Source organism: Klebsiella sp. JB_Kp004, from assembly GCF_040065795.1.
Taxonomy (GTDB): Bacteria; Pseudomonadota; Gammaproteobacteria; order Enterobacterales; family Enterobacteriaceae; genus Klebsiella; species Klebsiella quasipneumoniae.
The window spans coordinates 1-23257 of sequence record NZ_JBEAKW010000001.1; the positions used below are offsets into that span (position 1 = coordinate 1).

General features: G+C 62.3%; 22 protein-coding genes. 9 read left to right on the forward strand and 13 right to left on the reverse strand.

Annotation, left to right across the window (positions count from 1 at the left end):
- The first annotated feature begins 225 nt into the window (after positions 1-225).
- Positions 226-2493: a primary-amine oxidase gene (tynA, locus tag ABLX76_RS00005; protein ID WP_087849849.1), complete on the forward strand. Its 2268-nt coding sequence runs from the start codon at positions 226-228 to the stop codon at positions 2491-2493.
- Positions 2494-2495: 2 nt separating this feature from the next.
- Here the strand turns inward: tynA and ABLX76_RS00010 are convergent, their stop codons facing one another.
- From ABLX76_RS00010 to ABLX76_RS00040, 7 genes are all read right to left on the reverse strand, one after another.
- On the reverse strand, positions 2496-3479 hold the full coding sequence (locus ABLX76_RS00010) for a zinc-dependent alcohol dehydrogenase family protein (protein ID WP_168381050.1): 984 nt from the start codon (positions 3477-3479) through the stop codon (positions 2496-2498).
- A gap of 22 nt (positions 3480-3501) precedes the next feature.
- Complete coding sequence (locus tag ABLX76_RS00015; protein ID WP_044522619.1) at positions 3502-4320, reverse strand: phytanoyl-CoA dioxygenase family protein; 819 nt, start codon at positions 4318-4320, stop codon at positions 3502-3504.
- A gap of 24 nt (positions 4321-4344) precedes the next feature.
- Positions 4345-5514: an acetylornithine deacetylase gene (argE, locus tag ABLX76_RS00020; protein WP_348873870.1), complete on the reverse strand. Its 1170-nt coding sequence runs from the start codon at positions 5512-5514 to the stop codon at positions 4345-4347.
- The gene (locus ABLX76_RS00025) at positions 5507-6181 is read right to left on the reverse strand and encodes a DUF1028 domain-containing protein (RefSeq protein WP_044522615.1); all 675 of its coding nucleotides are present in this window, start codon (positions 6179-6181) and stop codon (positions 5507-5509) included. The genes argE and ABLX76_RS00025 overlap by 8 nt, the downstream gene beginning before the upstream one ends.
- Positions 6178-6612, reverse strand: a complete 435-nt coding sequence (locus ABLX76_RS00030; protein WP_152651252.1) for a RidA family protein — start codon at positions 6610-6612, stop codon at positions 6178-6180. Before ABLX76_RS00030 ends, ABLX76_RS00025 begins: the two co-directional genes overlap by 4 nt.
- 26 nt (positions 6613-6638) lie before the next feature.
- Positions 6639-7895 carry an NAD(P)/FAD-dependent oxidoreductase gene (locus ABLX76_RS00035; protein ID WP_087827657.1) on the reverse strand — a complete coding sequence of 419 codons (1257 nt, stop codon included), beginning with the start codon at positions 7893-7895 and terminating at the stop codon, positions 6639-6641.
- Positions 7896-8064: 169 nt separating this feature from the next.
- Entirely contained in the window at positions 8065-8979 is a 915-nt protein-coding gene (locus ABLX76_RS00040; RefSeq protein WP_004204026.1) for a LysR substrate-binding domain-containing protein, read from the reverse strand.
- Positions 8980-9467: 488 nt separating this feature from the next.
- Between ABLX76_RS00040 and ABLX76_RS00045 the strand changes: the two genes are divergently transcribed.
- The 4 genes from ABLX76_RS00045 to ABLX76_RS00060 are packed head-to-tail and all read left to right on the forward strand — an operon-like array spanning position 9468 to position 13478.
- On the forward strand, positions 9468-10988 hold the full coding sequence (locus ABLX76_RS00045) for an amino acid ABC transporter permease/ATP-binding protein (RefSeq protein WP_023318097.1): 1521 nt from the start codon (positions 9468-9470) through the stop codon (positions 10986-10988).
- Between the two features lie 26 nt (positions 10989-11014).
- Complete coding sequence (locus tag ABLX76_RS00050) at positions 11015-11887, forward strand: phytanoyl-CoA dioxygenase family protein (protein WP_065882212.1); 873 nt, start codon at positions 11015-11017, stop codon at positions 11885-11887.
- A gap of 23 nt (positions 11888-11910) precedes the next feature.
- Positions 11911-12741 carry an ABC transporter substrate-binding protein gene (locus ABLX76_RS00055; protein WP_023289439.1) on the forward strand — a complete coding sequence of 277 codons (831 nt, stop codon included), beginning with the start codon at positions 11911-11913 and terminating at the stop codon, positions 12739-12741.
- Between the two features lie 5 nt (positions 12742-12746).
- The gene (locus ABLX76_RS00060; protein ID WP_032452631.1) at positions 12747-13478 is read left to right on the forward strand and encodes a class II aldolase and adducin N-terminal domain-containing protein; all 732 of its coding nucleotides are present in this window, start codon (positions 12747-12749) and stop codon (positions 13476-13478) included.
- Between the two features lie 17 nt (positions 13479-13495).
- Here the strand turns inward: ABLX76_RS00060 and ABLX76_RS00065 are convergent, their stop codons facing one another.
- Positions 13496-14386 (reverse strand): oxidoreductase, encoded by an 891-nt coding sequence (locus tag ABLX76_RS00065; protein WP_023289437.1) that lies wholly within the window; start codon positions 14384-14386, stop codon positions 13496-13498.
- Between the two features lie 124 nt (positions 14387-14510).
- Complete coding sequence (locus ABLX76_RS00070) at positions 14511-16010, reverse strand: aldehyde dehydrogenase family protein (RefSeq protein ID WP_023289436.1); 1500 nt, start codon at positions 16008-16010, stop codon at positions 14511-14513.
- Between the two features lie 235 nt (positions 16011-16245).
- Here ABLX76_RS00070 and feaR point away from each other — a divergent pair, with 235 nt between their 5' ends.
- Positions 16246-17148: a transcriptional regulator FeaR gene (gene feaR / locus ABLX76_RS00075; RefSeq protein ID WP_048334936.1), complete on the forward strand. Its 903-nt coding sequence runs from the start codon at positions 16246-16248 to the stop codon at positions 17146-17148.
- On the opposite strand, the gene ABLX76_RS00080 is transcribed toward feaR, so the two are convergent.
- The 3 genes from ABLX76_RS00080 to ABLX76_RS00090 are packed head-to-tail and all read right to left on the reverse strand — an operon-like array spanning position 17149 to position 20301.
- On the reverse strand, positions 17149-17472 hold the full coding sequence (locus ABLX76_RS00080; RefSeq protein ID WP_023289434.1) for a YdbL family protein: 324 nt from the start codon (positions 17470-17472) through the stop codon (positions 17149-17151).
- 7 nt (positions 17473-17479) lie between these two features.
- The gene (locus ABLX76_RS00085; RefSeq protein ID WP_004204017.1) at positions 17480-17665 is read right to left on the reverse strand and encodes a YnbE family lipoprotein; all 186 of its coding nucleotides are present in this window, start codon (positions 17663-17665) and stop codon (positions 17480-17482) included.
- A complete protein-coding gene (locus ABLX76_RS00090; RefSeq protein WP_348873679.1) occupies positions 17662-20301 on the reverse strand; it encodes a YdbH family protein in 2640 nt (879 codons plus the stop codon). Before ABLX76_RS00090 ends, ABLX76_RS00085 begins: the two co-directional genes overlap by 4 nt.
- Before the next feature lie 206 nt (positions 20302-20507).
- Between ABLX76_RS00090 and ABLX76_RS00095 the strand changes: the two genes are divergently transcribed.
- The 3 genes from ABLX76_RS00095 (at position 20508) to hslJ (ending at position 22709) form a co-directional block, all read left to right on the forward strand.
- The gene (locus ABLX76_RS00095) at positions 20508-21008 is read left to right on the forward strand and encodes a DedA family protein (RefSeq protein WP_023289432.1); all 501 of its coding nucleotides are present in this window, start codon (positions 20508-20510) and stop codon (positions 21006-21008) included.
- A gap of 147 nt (positions 21009-21155) precedes the next feature.
- A complete protein-coding gene (locus ABLX76_RS00100; protein ID WP_348873681.1) occupies positions 21156-22145 on the forward strand; it encodes a 2-hydroxyacid dehydrogenase in 990 nt (329 codons plus the stop codon).
- 123 nt (positions 22146-22268) lie between these two features.
- Complete coding sequence (gene hslJ / locus ABLX76_RS00105) at positions 22269-22709, forward strand: heat shock protein HslJ (protein ID WP_065882208.1); 441 nt, start codon at positions 22269-22271, stop codon at positions 22707-22709.
- 31 nt (positions 22710-22740) lie between these two features.
- Here the strand turns inward: hslJ and ABLX76_RS00110 are convergent, their stop codons facing one another.
- Positions 22741-23004 carry a DUF333 domain-containing protein gene (locus tag ABLX76_RS00110; protein WP_008805145.1) on the reverse strand — a complete coding sequence of 88 codons (264 nt, stop codon included), beginning with the start codon at positions 23002-23004 and terminating at the stop codon, positions 22741-22743.
- Positions 23005-23257: the final 253 nt, after the last annotated feature.

Here is a 23257-nt window from a genome sequence, read left to right on the forward strand (position 1 = left end):
AGACCCGGACAGGTAGGCCGGGTAAGGCGCAGCCGCCACCCGGCACAAAATCGGCGCACGTGCTCCATGCCTCTGCGGAGGCATTTTTTACGTCCGTCTGGCAAACCTGACAAATAACCTGGCAAGAGCAAACAAACGCCCCGGCGCCGCGGGCTGGTAGCTTAAGGGTGACAAAGCCGACATTCGCAGCGGCAAAAGACAACACAACTATAAGATGAGGTCATCATGGCAAACGGCTTGAAATTTTCCCCTCGTAAAACCGCGCTGGCGCTGGCCGTGGCGGTGGTTTGCGCCTGGCAATCCCCGGTCTTCGCTCACGGCAGCGAAGCGCACATGGTGCCACTGGATAAAACGCTGGAGGCGTTTGGCGCTGACGTGCAGTGGGACGACTATGCGCAAATGTTTACCCTGATAAAAGACGGCGCTTACGTCAAAGTGAAGCCCGGCGCTAAAACCGCGATCGTCAACGGCAAAACCCTTGATCTGCCGGTGCCGGTGGTGATGAAGGACGGTAAAGCCTGGGTCTCCGATACCTTTATCAACGACGTGTTCCAGTCCGGTCTCGACCAGACCTTCCAGGTGGAAAAGCGCCCTCACCCATTAAACTCGCTCTCGGCAGCGGAAATCAGCGACGCGGTGACCATTGTCAAAGCCGCGCCGGAATTCCAGCCTAATACCCGGTTTAGCGAAATTTCCCTGCATGAGCCGGATAAAGCGGCGGTATGGGCCTTCGCCCTGCAGGGCACGCCGGTGGATGCGCCGCGCACTGCCGATGTGGTGATGCTGGATGGCAAACAGGTGATGGAGGCCGTGGTCGATCTGCAACACAAAAAAATCCTCTCATGGACGCCGATCAAAGGTGCCCACGGCATGGTGCTGCTCGATGATTTCGCCAGCGTGCAGAACATCATCAACGCCAGCAGTGAATTCGCGGCGGTGCTGAAAAAGCACGGGATTACCGATCCTGGTAAAGTGGTCACCACCCCGCTCACCGTTGGCTACTTCGATGGCAAAGATGGCCTGCAGCAGGATGCGCGCCTGCTGAAGGTGGTCAGCTATCTCGATACCGGCGACGGCAACTACTGGGCGCACCCGATTGAAAACCTGGTGGCGGTGGTCGACCTGGAAGCGAAGAAAATCATCAAAATCGAGGAAGGCCCGGTGATCCCGGTGCCGATGGAACCGCGGCCGTATGATGGCCGGGACCGCAACGCCCCGGCAGTGAAACCGCTGGATATTACTGAACCGGAAGGCAAAAACTACACCATTACCGGGGATACCATTCACTGGCGGAACTGGGATTTCCACCTGCGTCTTAACTCGCGCGTCGGGCCCATCCTCTCGACGGTGACCTACAACGATAACGGCAAAAAACGCCAGGTGATGTATGAAGGTTCCCTTGGCGGGATGATTGTCCCCTACGGCGACCCGGACGTCGGCTGGTATTTCAAAGCCTATCTGGACTCCGGCGATTACGGCATGGGCACCCTGACCTCGCCGATTGTACGCGGCAAAGACGCGCCGTCGAATGCGGTGCTGCTGGATGAAACCATAGCCGACTACACCGGCGCGCCGACCACCATCCCGCACGCTGTCGCCATCTTCGAGCGCTACGCCGGGCCGGAATATAAGCACCTGGAGATGGGCAAGCCCAACGTCAGTACCGAGCGCCGGGAGCTGGTGGTGCGCTGGATCAGCACCGTCGGCAACTACGACTATATCTTTGACTGGGTATTCCACGACAACGGCACCATCGGTATCGACGCCGGCGCCACCGGGATTGAGGCGGTGAAAGGCGTGCTGGCGAAGACCATGCACGACCCTAGCGCCAAAGAGGATACCCGCTACGGAACGCTGATCGACCATAATATTGTCGGCACCACCCACCAGCATATCTATAACTTCCGCCTCGACCTCGACGTGGACGGCGAAAACAACACCCTGGTGGCGATGGACCCGGAGGTGAAGCCCAACACCGCCGGCGGCCCGCGCACCAGCACCATGCAGGTGAATCAGTACACGATCGACAGCGAACAGAAAGCGGCGCAGAAATTCGACCCGGGCACGATTCGCCTGCTGAGCAACACCAGCAAAGAGAACCGCATGGGCAACCCGGTCTCTTACCAGATCATCCCTTACGCCGGCGGCACCCATCCGGCGGCGACCGGCGCAAAATTCGCCCCGGACGAGTGGATCTACCATCGTCTGAGCTTTATGGATAAACAGCTGTGGGTGACGCGCTACCACCCGAGCGAACGCTATCCGGAAGGCAAATACCCCAACCGCTCCGCTCACGATACCGGGTTAGGCCAGTATGCGAAGGACGATGAGTCGCTGGCGCACCAGGATGACGTGGTGTGGATCACCACCGGCACCACCCACGTGGCGCGCGCTGAAGAGTGGCCGATCATGCCAACCGAATGGGCGCACGCCCTGCTGAAGCCATGGAACTTCTTTGACGAAACGCCGACCCTCGGCGAGAAGAAACAGTAATCTTAACCCACGGTGAAATCGAGCAGGATTTTACCGCCTCTTCCCGGCTGGCCGGCGGCGGCAATCGCCTCCCGCCAGTCGTTCAACGCCACCCGCCGGGCCGGCGGTTGCGTGGTCGTCGGCAGCCGCTGCCAGATCTCGTCGAAGGCCGCCCGCCATGCCGCCACGCTGAGGCCAGGCAGCGCCTCCCGCAGATGAAACTTGCGCACCGCCGCGCTGGCGCGCGTCTGGATCAGCGGCCGTCCGGATAATAAGCCATAGGAGATCAGGGTTGACGACGCGGGCAGCACCGACAACAGCGTGTTCCCCAGCTCCCCGCCCACCGCGTCAAACACCAGATCGCTGTGCTGACTGACCTTCTCCACCAGCGCCCGGTCGGCCTCAAGGATCGGATAGATCCCGGCCTGCTCCAGACGCGCCCGATGCTGCGGCGAGCGAATAATCCCGCTTACCGAACGGGCGCCCATGGCCAGCGCCCACTGCCCCAGCAGGCTGGCGCAAGAGGAGGCGGCGGCGGTCAGCACGATCTGTTTCCCGGCAACCGGCCAGCGTCTGAGCATCAGCATCGCGGTCAGCGGATTGATATACCCGCGGGCGGCCAGCAGATCGTCCACCACCGCGGGAACCGGCACCAGCCAGGTCTCATCCAGATCGATAAACCGCTGCCAGGTGCCGCCCCCGCGCAGGGGCAGCACCCGCTGGCCCGCGGTCAGTCGGCTGCCGAACGGCGCGGCGACCACCTCGCCAAGGCCTTCGTAGCCGGGCACGGCCGGCAGTCGGGTACGGTGGCGATAGGCGCCGGTAATGGGGATCAGATCTGAGGGATTCACCGGGGCATAGCGCATCCTGACCCGCACCCGTCCGCCGGCCAGCGGCGCCAGCGGGGTGCGTTTCAGCGATAGCACCGCGGCCGGCGGCCCGTAGCGGTCATAAACAATGGCGTCATTGAACATCGACAGGCTCCAGACAACGAAAGGCGGGATCATAGCAGATCCCGTCCGCAGCCGCTTACGCCGGTGGCCAGACCTGGGGGAACAGTGGCGAATCCAGCGGGTCGCCGTCCCGCAGAGTCAGTTCGGGGAACGGCGGCGAGGTCACGCCGCCGCGGTCGGCAAACGCGGCGTCATCCCCCACCCAGCGGGCGGAGAAGACCCGTCGCGCCCGCGCCCCGGGGTTGCCGCGGGCGCCATGGACGGTGCGAAAATGGAAGGCCACCGCGTCCCCCGGCTCCAGCGCCCAGCTGACGATATCGTACTCATCCTCATGGGCGTCGATATCCGGCAGCGCGCTGAACCGGGTGTGTTCGTAGAGCTTTGTGCCATTGAAGCGGGTGGGACTGTACTCCGCCTCCCAGCGATGCGACCCGCGAATGCAGCGCAGCGAGGTGGCCTCCGCTACCGGGTCCAGCGGGATCCAGAAGCTGACATTCTGCCGGCCGGAGACGCAATAGTAAGGCTGGTCATGATGCCAGGGGGTGACCGTGCTGCCCCCGGCGGGTTTGACCAGCGTATGCTCATGGAAAAATTTCGCCGTCTGCGACTGCATCAGCGCCGCGGCGATTTCGGCGGCGGCCGACTGGAAAACAAACTCGCTAAACGCCGGGATCCGCGACCAGTTACAGTAATCCTGAAAAAAAGGCGGCGAACCATCTTTGGGGATCACCGTGCGCGCATGACCATATTCGCTGGGGCTGGCCATCAGCGCCGTGACCCCCTCGGCGAGGCGCTCAACCCAGGGGGTAAAAACGCCCTTCAGTAATACCACGCCATCCGCCTGCCAGCGGTCGACAGTCGCTTGATCGATATGGGGAGAGTGTTGGTTGTGCATCGCTTGGGTTCCTGTGTGGGTGGATCAGGTAAGCGGTTCTGCGGGCTCGGCGCGCATCCAGGCGCGCAGCTGGCCCAGCATCGTCATACAGCGTTCGGTCTGGTCGATGCTGACGTACTCATCGGCCTTATGGCCCTGGGCCATGCTGCCCGGCCCGCAGACCAGGGTCGCGACGCCCATCTCATCGAACAGCCCCCCTTCGGTGCCGAACGCCACGGTAGAAAACCGATCGCTGCCGCACCACTGCGCCAGCCAGCGGGCGAAGTCGGACTGCGGATCGCTGAGCAGCGGCGGGTAGTGGCTCAATAGCTGAAACTGGATGTCGCTCTCACCGCCGACCCGGCGCATCTCCGGCAGCAGCCGGCGGCGGGCGTAGGCCGCCAGCGCCTCGGTGACCGCTTCGGGGCGCATCCCCGGCAGGTAGCGGATCTCAAAATCAAAGCGGCAGGACTGCGGGACGATGTTCAGCGCGGCGCCGCCCTGAATGGTGCCCACCTGCAGAGTGCTGAAGGGCGGCGAGAAGCGGCTGTCCTGCTGCCGGGCCAGACGCGCGCCCAGCCGATCCAGGCGGTTAATCAGCCTGGCCGCGTAGCGGATGGCGTTCACGCCCTGTGGGGCATAGGCCGAATGGCAGGCCTGGCCCTCGATGCAGCAGCGCATGGCCAGTTTGCCTTTATGACCGAACACCGGCTGCATCTCCGTCGGCTCGCCGATGAGGCACAGCGCCGGTTTCTCCGGCGAGGCCTGCAGAAACGCCACCAGGCTGCGCACGCCGAGACAGCCGACCTCTTCATCATAGGAGAAGGCCAGATGCAATGGCATGCGCAGCGGCGCCGCCAGAAAGTCATCCACTGCCGCCAGCACGCAGGCGAGAAAGCCCTTCATATCGGCGCTGCCGCGGCCGTAGTAGCGGCCCTCGCGCTCGGTCAGGCTAAACGGCGGCACGCTCCAGTCCTGCCCGTCCACCGGGACCACGTCGGTGTGGCCCGAGAGCATCACCCCGCCGCCGCCGGACGGCCCCAGGCGGGCGTAGAGATTGGCCTTACCGCCCGACGGGTCATAAAAGCGGCGGGACGCCACGCCGCGGGCGGCGAGAAAATCGGCGATCCAGTCGATCATCGCCAGGTTCGAATGGCGGCTGGTGGTATCAAAGGCCAGCAGCGCGGCAAGGATCGCTCCCGGCGTGTTATTCATCGCCAGGCACGCCATAGGCCGGCGCCTCGCGCGGGTCGAGCGCCCGGGTAATATAGGCCTCCATTTGCGGCTCCCACGCCAGCCACAGCTGCTCAAGGGCCGCCAGCGGATCCGCCTCCGCCCAGTCAATGCGCAGGTCGACCACCGGCCATGGGTAATCATCCACCACCTTCACCGCCGCCGAGTGGACCGGGCCGGCCTCGCCCCCGGCGACGATCCCGGCGCGCAGCCCGGCCAGCAGCCGACTGGCCAGCTCACCGGTGGCGGCCTCAAAGGCGCCCACCATCGCGGCGATCACGCCCTGACTGGCCAGCATATTGCCCGCCGCCACGCAGTTATCCCCCGCCAGGGCGCCGCCGATCCCGAGGGTGAACTCCCCACTGAACACCGCTGTGTCGCCGTTGGCGTCAATCGCCGCGACCTGGCGATATTCGCGGAAGCGATCCTCCGCCAGAGCCTGCTTCATGGCCTGCTCAACGCTGGCCCCCGCCTCGATCGCGCTGAGGATCTGCGGCCCCAGCGACGGCAGGGTAATATTCTGACTGGAAACCGCCCCCACGCCGGGCAGCAGCCACGGACAGCGCGACCCGACGGCCATGCTCGATGAACTAATGGCGATGCCCAACTGACCCGTTTCCGGGCAGCGGGCGGTAAGGGAGAGGGTCATTCTGCCGCCTCCCCCTGCCAGTCGTCGGGGATCACCGCCGTGACGTCAATCTCCATCAGCCACTGCGGCTGCGCCAGGGCCGACACCACCACCCCGGTGGAGATGGGGAAGACCCCTTGCAACCATTTGCCCACCTCCTGATAGACCGGCTCGCGATAGCGGGGGTCGATCAGATAAGTGGTGGTCTTGACGATATGCGAGAGGTCGCTGCCGGCCTCTTTCAGCAGCTGTTCGACATTCTTCATCGCCTGCTCCGCCTGGGCCCGCGGGTCGCCGAGGCCGATCAGGTTGCCGGCGAAATCGGTGCCGACCTGGCCGCGAACGTAGACGGTATTCCCCGCCCGCACCGCCTGGCACAGATCGTTATTCAGCGCCTGGTTTGGGTAGGTCTCTTTGGTGTTAAACATGCGAATACGGGTATGGGTTGGCATCAAAGCACTCCTTCAGGAATCGGTTATCAGGACGGCTGGTAGCGCTGATACTGGCGCTGAATGGCGATCTGGTCGGCAATATATTTGGCATCGTGCCAGACGCCCCAGATAAAGGTGGACCCGCGCCGCGACAGCCACGGCAGGCCGAGGAAATAGACCCCCGGCTCCGTCGACACGCCGCGGTGATGCTGCGGCCGCTGCGCGTCATCGAAGGCGTTGACCTTCAGCCAGCGATAATCGGTGGTATACCCGGTCGCCCAGATGATGGCGCCGATCCCGGCCTCGGCCAGGTCGAGGCTAAGCAGCGGGTCGCTGACGCAGGCCGGGTCGGGCAGAAAATCACGGGCGGAGGGCTCTTCGGGCAGCTCCAAACCGTTGCGCGCGACCCAGTCGTCGGCGGCGTCGAGCAGCGCAAGATAGGAGGCATCGCCGCGGCGGATATTCTCGGCCAGGTCGGGGTGGAACAGTGCCCTGGCGCCGTCAAAGCCGCGAGTCTGCCCCACCAGGGTGACCCCCTGATGCGCCAGCTGGCGAAAATCGACGGTATGGCCGCCGCGCGCGCCGCTCACCGCGATAGTGACATGCTCTTTCCCCGGCGCATTGGCCGCAGCGTCCCACATCCCCAGCACGCCGAGCCACCAGCAAAAATCGCGCTGGCGATAGCGACGCGGCGGCCGGTCGTGCGCCCCCACCGACAGCCACACCGCGCGTCCGGCACGCTGTAGCTCATCAGCAATCTGCACGCCGGAGGATCCGGCCCCCACCACCAGCACGCCGCCCTCCGGCAGCTGCTGCGGATTAAAATAGTGCGCCGAATGGAGCTGCTGAATAGCCTCACTCTGCGGGGCGATGGCCGGGATCGTCGGGCGCTGAAAGGGTCCGGTAGCCGCCACGATCCGCTGCGCCTCAATTACCCCCTCGGAGGTGTCGACACGAAAGCCCGGCCGCCCGGCGAGGCGTTCGGCGCTGTACACTTCCACCCCGGTGCGGATCGGCGCATTGAAGCTGCGGGCATAGGCGGCAAAATAGTCCGCAACCTGCTCTTTGCCGACAAAGCTGTCCGGCGGGCAGTCAGGGAACACCATCCCCGGAAACCGATCGTGCCAGGCCGGGCCGTTGGCCACCAGCGAATCCCAGCGCCCGCTGCGCCAGGCCTGGGCAATACCCTGTTTCTCCAGCACCAGATGGGGGATATCCAGCCGGGTCAGATGCTCGCTCATGGCGACGCCCGCCTGCCCCGCGCCGACCACCAGGGTATCGATCTCGGTTATCTGTTCAGTCATTTCTCTATCCTTCAAGCACAGTTGCCGACGAGGTCGCCGGAATTGACGGCTTTCAGGTTATTTAACTGTGACGAATTGGTAAAATATTATAAAACGATCGACTGAATAGAATTTTACGAGGCTGAGTGACGACAGAAAAATAACGCCTGCCGGATCGACAGGCATTATTTCAGCCGTGAGAGGGGGTTAATTCGATACTGCGACAATAATCCATAAACAGTTGCGTCGGCCGCGTCGGCTCATTATTAGCGAGGTGCGCCATAATTAAGGTTGAGGCGGGCATGTCGTCGGCAATATCCCGCTGCACCACCCTTTCGCCATCGTAGGTCATATCGCAGCAGGGCCGGGTGACCAGCACCGAAAAACCGAGCCCCTGGCCGACCATACAGCGCACCATTTCGATAGAGGGGGAGCTGTAAGCCACTTCCGGGTGATAGCCCTTTTCCTTAAAGATGGAGATGAAATAATTTTTACTCGGGACCGCGTCGAGGAGGATCATCGGCTCGCGACTCAGCTCCTGCAGCGTCACCTGCGCCTTTTGCGCCAGCGGATGCGCGGCGGGCAGCAGCGCGTAGGGTTTATGCGGAGCATTAAGCCGCTCTTTATTGATCGAGTGGCCGAGCTCCAGATCGTAGACCAGCGCCAGGTCGAAGCGGCCGCGGTGCAGGCCATGCATCAGCTCATGCTGTTCGCCGTCATACAGATGCAGCGTAATTTCCGGATAGCATTTCTTAAACCCGGCCACCAGCTTCGGCATATACAGCGGGGCCACCGACTCAAAGCAACCGATGGAGATCATGCCAGAAACCAGCTCTTTATCCGCTCGCGAATTCTGCTCAAATTCCCACGACAGGCGCAGCAGCTCCTTCGCTTTATCGTAGATCCGCCGACCGCTGGAGGTGAGCGAGACGCCCTGCGCGTGGTGGCGAATAAACAGCTGCTGGTCGAAGGTGCTCTCCAGATTCTTAATGGCAATGGAAATTGACGGCTGCGCAATGTGCAGCTGGCGGGAGGCCTCGGCGATACTCTCCGTCTCCACCACGGTGACGAAATATTTGAGCTGCTTCAGGGTAAATCGGTTCATAGCATCACCATTGATAAAATATGGTCCGGCGCACGCGGGGAATAGTTTTCCTCTAAGTCCCAAGCAATCCGCGTGCCACCCGCGAAGAATGGCGGCGCATTGCCCGCCAGGGGGCGATATTATTTTTTCTCCTCCCGCGCCGGCGCGGTTTATTTCCCCGTTTGCACCATCATGCATCACGCTGCACATTGAGCAGGCAGCGGTCGCCCCAGTTTCGCGCAAAATAACCTGTCTGCATAAAATGGCGTTATTAAATTACAGCTATTGTTTTTAAATTGTTTACGCAAAGTATCCTGATAATCACTTTAAATTCCATATCGTTAATAACGCTGTATAGTTTTTTTAAACTTAAAGACCAAAAATTTACTAATTGCCTCTGAAAGCATCCTGCCAGCATAGTGTATTCGCACGATGAACACCGGCGGCTCCCCATTAATGCACAGCCGAGCCGCTTTCATTTAGGTTAATTATGACGAGTGAAATAGCCCATGACGTTTAACTGGAACTACATGTTAAGTCTGCTCAGCGATGCCGATTTTTGGTGGGCCACCTGGACCGTCATTAAATTAAGTCTGCTGACCTGGGGCTGCAGTATTGTGCTCGGATTTATTCTGGCGCTGGCTAAACAGTCGCCGCGCGGCTGGTTATCCACCCCTGCCCGGCTGTATATCTGGTTATTTCGCAGTATGCCGCTGCTGGTCCTGCTGATTTTTGTCTACAACATGCCGCAGGCGCTGCCCTCCTTCGCGCCGGTGCTGAACGACCCCTTCTGGGCCGGCCTGCTGGCGATGGTTCTCAGCGAAGCGGCCTATATCGCCGAGATCCATCGCGGCGGGCTGCTCTCCATCCCCCGCGGGCAGAGTGAAGCCGCGCGAGCCCTGGGTTTACGCTACGCCGGGATCCAGTGGCGGGTGATCATTCCCCAGGCGCTGCGCGTCGCCCTGCCGGCGCTGGCCAATGAGTATATCGCCATCGTGAAGCTCAGTTCGCTGGTGTCGGTGATCTCCCTGACCGAAATATTGATGGTTGGCCAGCAGCTCTACTCGCAGAACTTTCTGGTCATGGAGACCATGACCGCCGTGGCGTTTTATTACATCTTTATCGTCACGGTGTTCGATTTTCTGCTGAAACGGCTGGAGAACTACCTCGATGTCACCCGACGCGACACCGCCCGGCCGGTGGATGCCGAGATGCAGCAGTTGGCGACCGCCCGCCGCCCGGCGATGGCGCGCAGCGTCTCCCAGGGCCAGGAGCCGGCGCTGCAGGCCTCTAAGCTGCATAAGGCCTACAACAACGTCGAAGTGCTGGGAGCGGTGAGCCTGCAGATCCAGCCCGGCGAAGTGGTGTCGGTCATCGGCCCGTCGGGCTCGGGAAAAACCACCCTCATTCGCCTGCTGAACGGTCTTGAGCAGATCGACAACGGCGAAATTCAGATTAACGGCCAGCCCTTTATTCATCTCGACCGTCAGGGGCAGCAGAAGCCGCGCTTTATGGAGAATGCCGAACACCGTCTGAATATCGGCATGGTGTTCCAGAGCTTCAACCTGTTCCCGCATCTGACCGTGTTCGGCAATCTGCTGCTGGCCCCGCGCTATCACCATCTGGCAAGCGACGCGGAGCTGCGCCAGCACGCCTGCGAGCTGCTGCACAAGGTGGGCATGCTTGAACACGCCTGGAAGTATCCGCACCAGCTCTCCGGCGGTCAGCAGCAGCGAGTGGCAATCGCCCGCGCCCTGATGATGCGTCCGCAGATCATGCTGTTCGATGAGCCCACCTCGGCGCTGGATCCGGAAAAAGTGAATGAGGTGCTGCAGGTTATCGAATCCCTGGCCCATGAAGGCATCACCATGGTCATCGTCACCCACGAGATGAACTTCGCCTTCAAAGTGTCTGACCGGATCGTGTTTATGGAGAAAGGCCGGGTGGTGTGCGATGACACGCCGCAGGCGATGCGCAGCGGGCAACACCCGCGGGTCGAGGCCTTTCTGAAAGATGTTTCTCTGGCTTAACTATCGGGACGTGAAGAGGAAAAACTATGATTGCGCAGTGGCAAATTGAGCAGTTTCATCAGCAGGGTTATCTGGTGGTCGAAGGGGTGCTTTCCGCCGCCGACATCGCCACTCTGCAGAGCGATTTTGACGGCTGGGTCGAGGAGAGCCGCCGCCACGCGTCGGCGTGGGGGGAAACCCTCGACGGGCGGCCGCGCTTCGATATTGAGCGCGACCATGCTCCCGACCATCCGTCGCTGCGCCGGGTCGCCTCCCCGACGGAGATCTCCGAGGCCTATCGCCATACTGCGCTCAACTCGCGGATGGCGACCATCGCCGCGCAGCTGATCGGCGGCAGCGGCACCCGCTTTCACCACAGCAAAATTAACTCCAAGCTGCCGCACACCGCCACCGAGGTGAAATGGCATCAGGATTTCCTCTTCACCCCGCACAGTAATGACGACATCATCACCGCCCTGCTGATGGTCAGCGAGGTGACGCCGGAGAATGGCCCGCTCAACGTGGTGCCGGGCAGCCATCAGGGGCCGCTGTGGTCCCACTGGCAGGAGGGGCGCTTCACCGGAGCGGTGGATGACGAGGTGGTGACGACTCACTGCCAGCAGCCGCAGGCCTGTTTTGGCCCGGCGGGCTCAGTCTGCTTTATGCATACCCGCCTGCTGCACGCCTCCAGCCCCAACGAAACCGCCCTGCCGCGCACCCTGTTCATCAGCGTCTACGCCGCCGAGGATGCGCTGCCCTTCGGCGAAAACCCGCTGCCGAGCCGCCATGCCGGCCAGCTGGTGGCCGGGGAAGAGAGCGGTCTGGTGCGCAGCACCGATAACCAGCTTCGTCTGCCGCAGAAGCCGCGCGGCGCTTCGTTTTTTGTTCAGCAGGCCGGTGCCGATCGCGCCAGCATGTAATTCGCCCACACTCCGGAGGTTTTATGACACGCTTTTTCGCACCACGCCCGCTGGCTCTGCTGCTCTGCGCAGCGGGGGCTCTGACATCCCTGAACGCGCTGGCCTTCCAGCAAAGCGGCAAGATCACCGCCGGTTCGGACATGACCTTTTTCCCTTACGAGTATATGGAGAACAATAAGCCGGCGGGGTTTGATATTGAACTGCTCGACGGCCTGGCGAAGAGCATGGGCCGCGAGGCGGTGAATATCGATACCCGCTTCCCCAACCTGATCCCCGGGCTGCAGGGCGGGCGCTTCGATATCACCAACTCGTCGATGTACATTACCGCCGAGCGCCTGAAGGTGATCGACATGGTGCCGTACCTGAAAAGCGGGGAAGCGATCCTCGCCCGTAAAGGGAGCGACTATCAGCCAAAGACCCCGGAAGACTTCTGCGGGCATAAAATCGGCTCGATGGGCGCCACCTCGTGGCTGGCGCAGTTGCAGAAGCTTTCCGCCGACTACTGCGTGAAGAAGGGGCTGAAGCCGATTGCGCTGAGCGTCTATACCACCGACCCGCAGACCACCCAGGCGCTGCTGTCGCGCGCAGTGGATGCGCAGATCACCGACGCCGCCGTGGCGCGCGGAGTGGTGGAAAAGCTGGGCGACCGGGTGGTGATCGCCTCTGACACCCTGATCTATCCGGTGCTGAACGGCTTTGGCGTTAAAAAAGGCAACACTGAGGTGAAAACCGCCCTTGAAGAGGCGCTGAAAAAATACAGCACGACGCCGGAATACGCCGCCCTGCTGAAGAAATATCACTTCCAGGCGCCGACGGCAGAGGATCTGCAGACCCTGATGCCAAAAGCGGAGTAATGCCCATGCGCGATACCGATGAAGAGCAGATCCGCATCGACCTGGCGGCCACCTTTCGCATCATTGCCCATCTTGGCATGCATGAGGCGGTGGCCAACCATTTCAGCGCCGCGCTCTCCGCCGACGGGAAGACGTTTTTACTGAACCCGAAGTGGAAACACTTTTCGCGCATCCGCGCCAGCGATCTGCTGGTGCTGAACGCCGATGATGAAAGCTGCGCCGCGCGCCCTGACGTCGATGCCACCGCGTGGGCTATTCACGGGCAAATCCATCAGCGGCTGCCGGACGTGCGGGTGGTGCTGCATCTGCACCCGGTGTACACCACCAGCCTCGCCTGTCTGGCGACGCCGCAGATCCTGCCCATCGACCAGAACACGGCCCGCTATTTTAACCGGGTCGCCGTCGATACGCTGTACGGCGGGATGGCGGACACCGCGGCAGAAGGGGCCCGGCTGGCGGGGCTGCTGGCGGATAAACGCCGTCTGCTGATGGGCAACCACGGGGTGCTGGTGACCGCCCCGACCATCGGCGAAGCGTTCGACGATATCTGGACCCTGGAGCGCGCCTGTCAGATCCTGATCACCGCCTGGTCAACCGGCCAGCCGCTGAAGGTGCTGTCAGACGCGGTGGCGGAAAAAACCGCCCAGGACTGGGAGAAGATTGCCGATTTCTCCCGGCAGCACTTTGCCGAGATGAAGCAGTTGATGATCGACCTCGATCCCTCCCTGGTGGACTAACCCCGCGCCAGCCCGGGTCAGCCCGGGCCGTCGCTGGCCGCCGCCAGCAGCGGCACGATGATATCGCTGAGCGGCGTCGGTATGCCGTGCTGACGCCCGCGACGCTGCACCACCCCGTTACGAATATCCCACTCCAGCGGTCGGCCATGCAGGCGATCGATCAGAATAGAGGTGCTCAGGTCGGCAGGCGCCCGATGAAAACCGGCGATGATCTCCTCCGGCACGCTGTCGCTCAGGACGGCCCCTTCCGCCCGCGCCACCTGCAGGCATTCGCGCAAATAGGCCAGTCCGAGAGCGGTGATCTCCTCCCGGGCGAACATCCCGGCGCGTCGTCCGGTCAGCACCATCAGTCCGGCGACGGCGTTCTGCAGCAGTTTACGCCAGGCCACGGTGGTAAAATCGGCCGCCAGCTCCACCGCGCAGCGGGTTCCCGCCAGTGCCTGCTGCACCCGCTCCGCCCCCGGCAGGTCCGGCAGCGTCAGTCGCGGCGCGGCGCGCAGCCAGACGGAAGCATCGGCGTCGCGCTGCGCCGGAAACCAGACCACCGACGGCAGCACCGTCGCGCCGCCGGTCAAAGGGGCAAACTGCTGGCGCTGCTCGACGCCGTTTTGCAGCACGCATACCACGGTGTCCGGCGAACACAGAGCCGTCAGCCAGGGGGCGATGGCCTCCGTCTGGGTGGCCTTCACCGCGACAAACACCAGGTCGAAGGGGGCGGCTATCGCCGTCGGGTCGGTGAGCACCGGGCCGGGCACCACGATCTCACCCTCATCAGTGCGCAGCACCAGCGACGAATGGGCAGTGCGCCCGCAAACCACCGGCGCCCTCCCCACCGCAAACAGAGCGGCGGCGATAGTCGTGCCGATGGCGCCGGGACCAATTAGTGCAACTTCAGGAAATGCTGTCATGCCGAAGACCTCCTCATCATTCACCGCCCTGCGCGGGCAAAGATTGCCCTCCACAGTAGCGAGAAAGCGCGGAGGTCGGCAAGCGGGATGTCGGGAAAAGCGATGCGCCTTCCCCGACGGAGGGCTAGTAACGCACGCAGACCGATTTGGTTTCGCACCAGCCGTCGAGCCAGTCCGGGCCGAAATCGCGACCGGTACCGGACTGCTTCATGCCGCCGAACGGCAGGTTGGCGTCAATCAGGGTATGGCTGTTGACCCATACCGTCCCGGCCTGCAGGCGGTCGGTATAGTTGAGAGCCTGGGTCAGGTCGCGGGTCCAGACGCTGGCGGTCAGGCCGAAATCGCTGTCGTTGGCCAGGCGCAGCGCCTCCTCGCCGTCAGCCACCCGCACCAGGTTCACCACCGGGCCAAACACCTCCTCGCGGGTAAGGCGCAGCCCGGCGTCCGGGTTGACCACCAGCGTCGGCGGAATATAGTACCCCCCGGCATCCGGCCCGGCGCTGCCGCTGATAAGCTCCGCCTTCTGCTGGCGGGCCTCTTCGAGGTAGGCCGCCACCTTGTCGCAGTGGGCCCGGGAGACCACCGGGTTGATCTGCGCCGTCTCCTGCATCCCCGGTCCCACCTGCAGCGATTTCACCGCCTGCTCGAAACCGCTGACCAGGGTGTCAAACAGCGGCGCTTCAATGTAGATCCGCGAACTGGCGGCGCAGACCTGTCCCTGGTTGAGGAAGCTGCCGGTCATCAGCCCCTCAATGACCCACTGGGGATCGGCGTCTTTGAGCACAATCGCCGGGTTCTTGCCCCCCAGCTCCAGCGTCACGCGGGTCAGTCGGTCGGCGGCCACCCGCGCAATCTGTTTCCCGGTGGCCGTCGAGCCGGTAAAGCTCACCTTCGCCACCTGCGGATGTGAGGTCAGCGCCGCGCCGCAGCCGGCGCCGCTGCCGGTGACCACGTTGAACACCCCGTCAGGAATGCCCGCCTGGGTCGCCAGCTCCGCCACCCGCAGCAGGGTCAGCGGGGTGGTTTCCGAGGGTTTGATGACGATCGAACAGCCCGCCGCCAGCGCCGGCATCACCTTCCACATACCGATCATCAGCGGGAAATTCCACGGAACGATGCCCGCCACGACCCCCACCGGCTCTTTTTTGGTCCACGCCTGGTAACGGGCCCCTTGCGGGAACGGGATCGAGACGTCCAGCGTCCGGCCGCTGATTTTGGTGGTCAGCCCCGCGGTGTAGCGCATCCAGTTCAGGGTGCAGCCGACCTCGAAGGCGCGGGAGATGGCGATGGATTTACCCTGCTCAAGGGTCTCCAGCTGCGCCAGCTCCTCACCGTGCGCCTCCACCAGATCGGCAAAGCGCAGCAGGATGCGCTCACGGTCGGCCGGGGTGCGACCGGCCCAGCGGCGATCGACGAAGGCGCGCCAGGCGGACATCACCGCCCGGTCGACATCCGCCGGGCTGGCGTCGGCGGTGGTGGCGATCGCCTGCCCGGTGGCCGGATCCCAGACGGTTAACCGGTTTTCGCTCTGCGCGGCGCAGGGAGCGCCGTCGATATACAGGCCATGCTGACGGTCTAAAAACTGCTGGACGCTGGCAAGCAGCGCTATCTGAGAGGTGGACATACCCTTTCCTTATTCTTCGCGGATAGTGCTTTCAGTCTATGTCCGGTTGGCGGCTGGCGCTTTTTTCTCTGTGACAATCGTTTGCGCCGCTGTGACAGTCGCCGCAATTCCGTCGCCTGCCCTGACAGAAATGTGCCGCAGGTAATAGTTCTTTCATATACCCGCCATCGCGCCCTTGCCTGAGGCGGCATAAATGCAACAATGCAGAAACATTATTATTACAGGAGAACGGCGAATGATGACCACGGCTGAGGGGGGGCTGGCCTACCAGCGCTGGCTGGCGACGATCAATCAGGTCTGCGGCCATTTCGCCGCCCGGCCGCTGGAGGGACGCTTTCACGGCGACATTGACGCCCGCTACGCCGGCAGTCTCAAGGTCAGCACGGTCACCGCCGCCGGCGTCAATCTCTACCGCACGCGCAATGAGATCAAACGCGATAACGACGCCTGGTTCTATACCGTGTTTCAGCTCGCCGGCGAAGCGGTGATCGAACAGGACGATCGCCAGGTGACCCTGGCGGCGGGTGATATCACGCTGATCGACGCCGCCCGCCCGTGCTCTATCGTCTGGCAGCAGACCTCGCGTCAGGCTTCGCTGCTGCTGCCGCGCCAGCGGGTGGCGCCGACGGGCGAGATCGCCACCGCCTGCCGGCTGGACAAGTCTCTGCCGATGGTGCAGCTCAGTCAGCGCCTGCTGCTGGAGAGTATGGGCGGCACGACGCTCTCCGCCAGCGAGAGTGAGGCGGCGCTGGACGCGATCGCCTGCCTGTTGCGCCCGGTGCTGCGCCAGCGCGAGCCGACCCCGTCCCGGCGGGACCAGCAGTTTCAGAAGATCATTGCGTTAATCGATGCGTCCATTCAGTCGGAACACCTGAGGCCGGAGTGGCTGGCCAGCGAGACGGGAATGTCGGTGCGCAGCCTCTACCGGCTGTTTGCCGACAAAGGGCTGGTAGTGGCGCAGTATATTAAGAACCGGCGGCTGGATCTGTGCGCCCGGGCGTTACAGAACGTCCATGACGACGAAAAGCTGGCGGGGATCGGCTACCGCTGGGGCTTCAGCGACCACAGCCATTTCTCCACCGCCTTTAAGCAGCGCTTCGGCGTCTCGCCGGGCGAATACCGCAAGCGCTGCCGCTAACTATTTGCGCAGCCACTGGCCGTTCAGCCCCTGGACGTACTCGCCGGGCTGAGCGCGGGCCACCAGCTTCTGTCCGGCCATTTTCGCTACCTCATCCACCGGCAGATTGTTGTCATCCGCCAGCTGCTGGTAGCTTTCACTGCGCGCGGCGTTAATCTGCTTCACCAGCGCCAGCGTCTCTTTATCCTGACGCAGCGGCGCCAGATAGCCGTTCAGCGTCTCCCCCACCCGCCCCTGCTGGCGCGCTTCGTTCAGGGTCAACGCCAGCGCGGGCGCGCTGAGCAGAGTCAGCGCCAGCGCCGCGGTTAACAGTCGTTTTCTCATCGTCGCCTCAGAACAAATCGCTGCGGGATTTCAGCAGGTTTTCCACATCCTTATCGACCTTGATATGGATCTCATGCTCAATTTTGACATTCATATTGATGGTGATGGGCTCTTTCGACGCCGCAATTTCGATACGCGGCGTACAGCCGGCAAGCAGCATCGACGCCACTATGGCCAGTAACAGCTTCTTCATTTAGGTTCCTTACATGTCTTACCGTCCGTACAGCGCCGCACGGGCAGCGTGGCATTTTGCTCAAGCCACGCCTGTAAATTGTCGCCGAAGCGTAAACTGCGCCACAGATCGAAAATATTCTCCTCATGAGCGTAGTTTAAATGCACGGTACTGCTTTTCCCGTCCACCCGGCTGGTGCCGTTGATGGCGGCCTTAAGCGTCAGCACGCCCAGATTGGTGAGGTTAATCTGCGTCGATGAACGGGAGATCTCCATATAGCGCAGCCAGTTGATCGCCGCCCCGGCGGAGACGTTGTCCGCCACCAGCGCATCGGCGGTGTCTTTGTCGAGCCGCAGCGTCATCGGTCCGTCATTGCGCAACCAGCCGTCGTGGATAATCCATTGATTGTTCTCCAGCCACAGCGGCAGCGCGCCGCTCACCGCCCCGGACATGGCGAACTGCTTCACCTTGACCGCGCTGGTCAGTTCGCTGCTGGAGATGTGCTGCAGACGGATCAGCGCCGGGTCGCGCTGCGGCATGCGCAGCTGCAGCAGGGTCAGCTTGCCGCCTAACAGATCGACGCTGACGTCGCTAAGCTGCAGCGGATTGGCCTCGCTCCATGGCCAGGTGCCCTGCAGGTCCGCCGTCAGGTTGCGCGCGGTGACCTGGTTGACGATTTCGCCAATGCGCAGGGAGACCGGACGGCGGGTGCCCAGCTGCCAGTGGCCATCGCTGAAGCGGAACGGCAGAACGAAGTCGACGCCATTGATCTGGTTATCCGGCATCCAGGCGCTGCCGCCCTTCAGGACGCCATGACCGCCCGCCTCAAATCCCTGCCCGGCTGCCGCCGAGAAGGCCACCTGCGCATAGAGACTGCCTTCGCGCAGGTTCATCTTCCAGTCCGGCGGCACCAGCGGCTGGAATACCGTCAGCGACTGTTTAGGCCACCAGGCCTGGCCGCGCAGCCGTTCGCCATCCCAGCGCCCGGTCAACCGCACCGGGCCAATGGTATCGGCGTGCAGCGCGCCGGTGAACTGGAACCACGTCGGGTCCCGGCCGTCGAGAGCGAATTTCAGCGTCGACGCCGGGAGATAGCTGCCGCCGGAGAAGGTGGTTTTTGCCGCATCCAGCGACAGCGCGCCGGTCAGCCGCGGATGCTCAGCGTCGCGCAGCCAGCGAATCGGCTGCTCGAGGGTCAGACGCGGCGTGCTGACCCGCATCGTGCCGTACTCGAGCTTATCGAAGCCAGTGGAGAGGCTGCTCAGCGTAATGGCATTGTCCCGCCACTCACCGCTGCCCTTCACATCCCAGCGCGCCTGCATTGGCGTGAAATGCCCCTCGCCCCAGTAGCGCCACTGCCAGCGGCCGCTGTCGGGCAGAAAATCGTTCGCCAGGCCGTCCAGGTGCAACGTAAAGTCGCCCATCTGCTGCTCATGGGCGCGGAGGATCGCCTGCAGGCGGCCATCGACGCCCTGCTGGGTAACCTTCACCCCGGCCAGCGGCCAGCGGATTTCGTCAATGTTCAGCGCGTCGATCACCCGCCCGCGCGAACGCAGTAGCGCCCCGGGGTGAAACGCCAGCTGCGGGCTGACCAGCGGCCCGCTGAGCTGAGCCGGCAGCGCGGCGTAAAAGATCATCTCCCCCAGCTTGGCCTCGCCGGTGAGCCGCAGCGGCAGGTCGCTGTTATCCATGCTTAACTTGCCCGGACCGATATTCAGCACCGCGTTGCCTTTGCCGGCATGCCCCTCGGTGAGCACATTTAAGCGGCCGCTGACGATCATCTGTTCCGTGCCCTGCTGCCAGTTACCGACCGACAGCGCCACGCGGCCGCTCAGCGGATACGCCTCGTAGCGGGTGCGCCAGCGGCCGTCGCTGATGGTGATCCGTTCCGGGGTGATCTCCCACGGCAGGTCGAGAATGGGCTCCACCTCGCCGCGCGGGGTGACCAGCAGCTGGCCGCGATTATGCTGCCACGCCAGCTCGGCATCGATCCATTCTGCAGTCTGCGGAAATTCGAAGGTACCCTGCATCTGGCCATCGACCGGCAGGCCATCCGGCACCAGCGGCAGATGGAAGGTCCCCACCAGCTTCACCGGCGGCTGATTGTCAGTCAGCCGGGCGCTGAACTGGCTGACAGTGAGCGCCTGGCCGCGCAGGCGCGCCTGCAGGCTCAAATCATTCCCGGCGAAGCCGATATCCTGCTGCGCAGGCGTCAAGGACATCACCAGCCGCCCCTGCCATTTTTCCCACGGCGACAGCCGCAGGTTCTCAATGGTTAACCAGCTGTAGGGCAGCATTGATTGCCATTCGGCGAGGGTGCGAGGCGACCCCGGCGCGGGATCGCTGGCCGGCAGTTTGCTCAGGCAGGCGCTGTTGATCTCCAGCTGGTCAATATGCAACCGCCAGCGGCTGGGGCGCGAGAGACGGGCATCGGTCACCCGGGCGAGTTCACAGTCGCCCACCAGATAGCGCAGATCGGGGATCAGCAGGGCGGAGCGCGTAAGACGCGGGCTCTCCTGCAAAGCGATATGAGTGCCCACGGGCAGCCAGATGCCCGCCAGCGTCGGCACCCAGTGGGTCAGCGTCAACAGCAGGGTTAGCGGCAGTAACACCAGCGCTAGCACCAGCGCGATGGCGGCTTTATATTTACCCTTCATGGGCAGTTAATATCCTGATTCAACATAAGTAAAAGCCGAAAGGCGCCCATTGTGACACGTTCGACCAGTGAGTGAAAGTTTGCGACCTGTTAAAGCATAGTTGCCAGCCGGTATCGCGGCGCGGCGATCGCTCGTCACTATTTAGCTTTTGTTTAAGCGCTACCTGCCACACTCCAGCCAGTTCGGTTTTGCTTGCGGGAGAGACAGTGTCGTTAATTATCTCGCTCATTGAGAGCGCACAGGGCCACTATCCATTGGTATTACTGATGGTTTTCCTGCTCACCTTCACTAAATCCTGCGCGCTGGTGTCGCTGGCGATCCCGGGCACCTCCGGCCTGCTGCTGCTGGGGACATTCGCGTCCGCCAGCCTCGGTCATTTCCTGTTAATGTGGTCCAGCGCCAGCCTCGGCGCCATCGGCGGATTCTGGCTCTCGTGGTGGTTAGGCGTTCGCTATCGTCACCGCCTCACCCAGTTGCGCTGGCTGACCGCCGAGCGGCTGGCCCGCAGCCGACTCTTTTTTCAGCGCCGCGGGCTGTGGGCGGTCTTTTTCAGTCGCTTCCTCTCTCCCCTGCGCGCCACCCTGCCCCTGGTTAGCGGCGCCAGCGGCCTGCCGCTGTGGTCGTTTCAGCTGGCTAACGTCACCTCCGGTCTGCTGTGGCCGTTTCTGCTGCTCTCCCCCGGCGCTTTAAGCCTGAGTTTGTGGTGAAAAAACTTTGTCTTTCAAAGAGATTCCGCAAATCCGCGATATGCTCTAGAATTAGGATAAGCACCTGCTATTTAAACTATTTTTTAATAATTGTACGATTATTTTAAATATGCTACCGTGACGTTATAATCACTGGAGAAAAGTCTTATGAAAATCGCGGTTTACAGTACGAAGCAGTACGATAAAAAGTACCTGCAGCACGTTAATGATACCTACGGCTTTGAACTGGAATTCTTCGACTTCCTGCTGACAGAGAAAACCGCCAAAACCGCCCACGGTTGCGAAGCGGTATGCATCTTCGTCAATGACGACGGCAGCCGTCCGGTGCTGGAGGAACTGAAGGCCCACGGCGTGAAGTATATCGCCCTGCGCTGCGCCGGGTTTAACAACGTCGACCTCGAGGCGGCGAAAGCGCTTGGCCTGCGCGTCGTGCGCGTCCCGGCCTACTCGCCGGAAGCGGTCGCTGAACATGCGATCGGCATGATGATGTCGCTTAACCGCCGCATCCACCGCGCCTACCAGCGTACCCGTGATGCCAATTTCTCCCTCGAAGGCCTCACCGGTTTCACCATGTACGGCAAAACCGCCGGGGTGATCGGCACCGGGAAAATTGGCGTGGCGATGCTACGGATCCTTAAAGGCTTCGGCATGCGTCTGCTGGCTTTTGATCCGTACCCAAGCGCCGCCTCGCTGGAGCTGGGGGTGGAATATGTTGACCTGGCCACGCTGTACAAGGAGTCGGACGTGATCTCCCTGCACTGCCCGCTCACCGACGAAAACTACCATCTGCTCAATCGCGAGGCCTTCGATCAGATGAAGGACGGGGTGATGGTGATTAACACCAGCCGCGGCGCGCTGATCGATTCCCAGGCGGCCATCGATGCCCTGAAGCACCAGAAAATCGGCGCGCTGGGGCTGGACGTTTATGAGAACGAACGCGATCTGTTCTTCGAAGACAAATCCAACGACGTGATCCAGGACGACGTCTTCCGTCGCCTCTCCGCCTGCCACAACGTGCTGTTCACCGGCCATCAGGCGTTCCTCACCGCCGAGGCGCTGATCAGCATTTCGGAGACCACCCTGGGCAATCTGCAGCAGGTCGCCAACGGTGAAACCTGCCCGAACGCTATCGTCTGATTCCTTTCCCTTTTGTGCTCCTCTCCCCGGGGGGAGCACATTCAGATAATCCCCACAGATCCCCGCTGCGATACCGTTACACTGGCTTTATTTTATTAGTAATGTGAATGTTTTGGAGTAAAAATGAACAAATTTGCGGCATTACTGGCGGCAGGGTTGCTGCTGTCCGGCTGTGTCTATAACAGTAAGGTGTCCACCGGCGCGGAACAGCTACAGCATCATCGTTTCGTGTTGACCAGCGTCAACGGCCAGGCGGTGAACGCGGGCGACCGGCCGCTGGAGCTGAGCTTCGGCGAGAAGATGGCTATTACGGGCAATATGTATGTTTCGGGCAATATGTGCAACGGCTTCAGCGGGGAAGGTAAGGTGTCGGACGGCGAGCTGAAGGTTAAATCGCTGGCGATGACCCGGATGCTGTGCCAGGATGCCCAGCTCAATACCCTTGACGCGACCATTGGTAAGATGCTGCGCGAGGGCGCGCAGGTCGATCTGACGGAAAACCAGTTGACGCTGGCGACCGCCGACCAGACGCTGGTCTATAAGCTCGCCGACCTGATGCACTAGCCGGCGTGGTGAACCCGCTGCGGGGCTGCCATTAATAGCCGCAGCTTCCGCCCGCCAGCGCCTGCTCGCTGCAGCGTTTACCGTTCGGCAACGCGCACATGCCGATCGCCGAACCATCGAGCTGACGAGCCACCGATAACGAGCCGCCTATCATGGCGCAGTTGGCCTGACCGGCGTCGCTCATCGCCGCCCGCATTCCTGGCGTGACGTGCGCCGCCGTGGCCTGCTGAACGGGTTCACTACTGCACGCCGACAGCAACAGCGCCGCACATCCCACTAATATCGCAGCTCGCATTTTCTCTCCCCTCGGAAACGTCTTAAAAAGCAAACCCAAGAATAATAGGCAGCGTGGCGCGCGGCGTCGAGAGGGGAAGTACGTATTTATGCGTCTCATTAACATTTTCTAGCAAATTTCTGCCTAAAGGTTGATCTCCCCCGGGTTCGCCACCGGACAATCGCTGGCCTTCATGCTCTGGAAAGCTACTTTCTCCGCGAACCGCGCAAAATATTGATCTGGTCACGGGTGGCCGCCGCATTGAGGACACAAA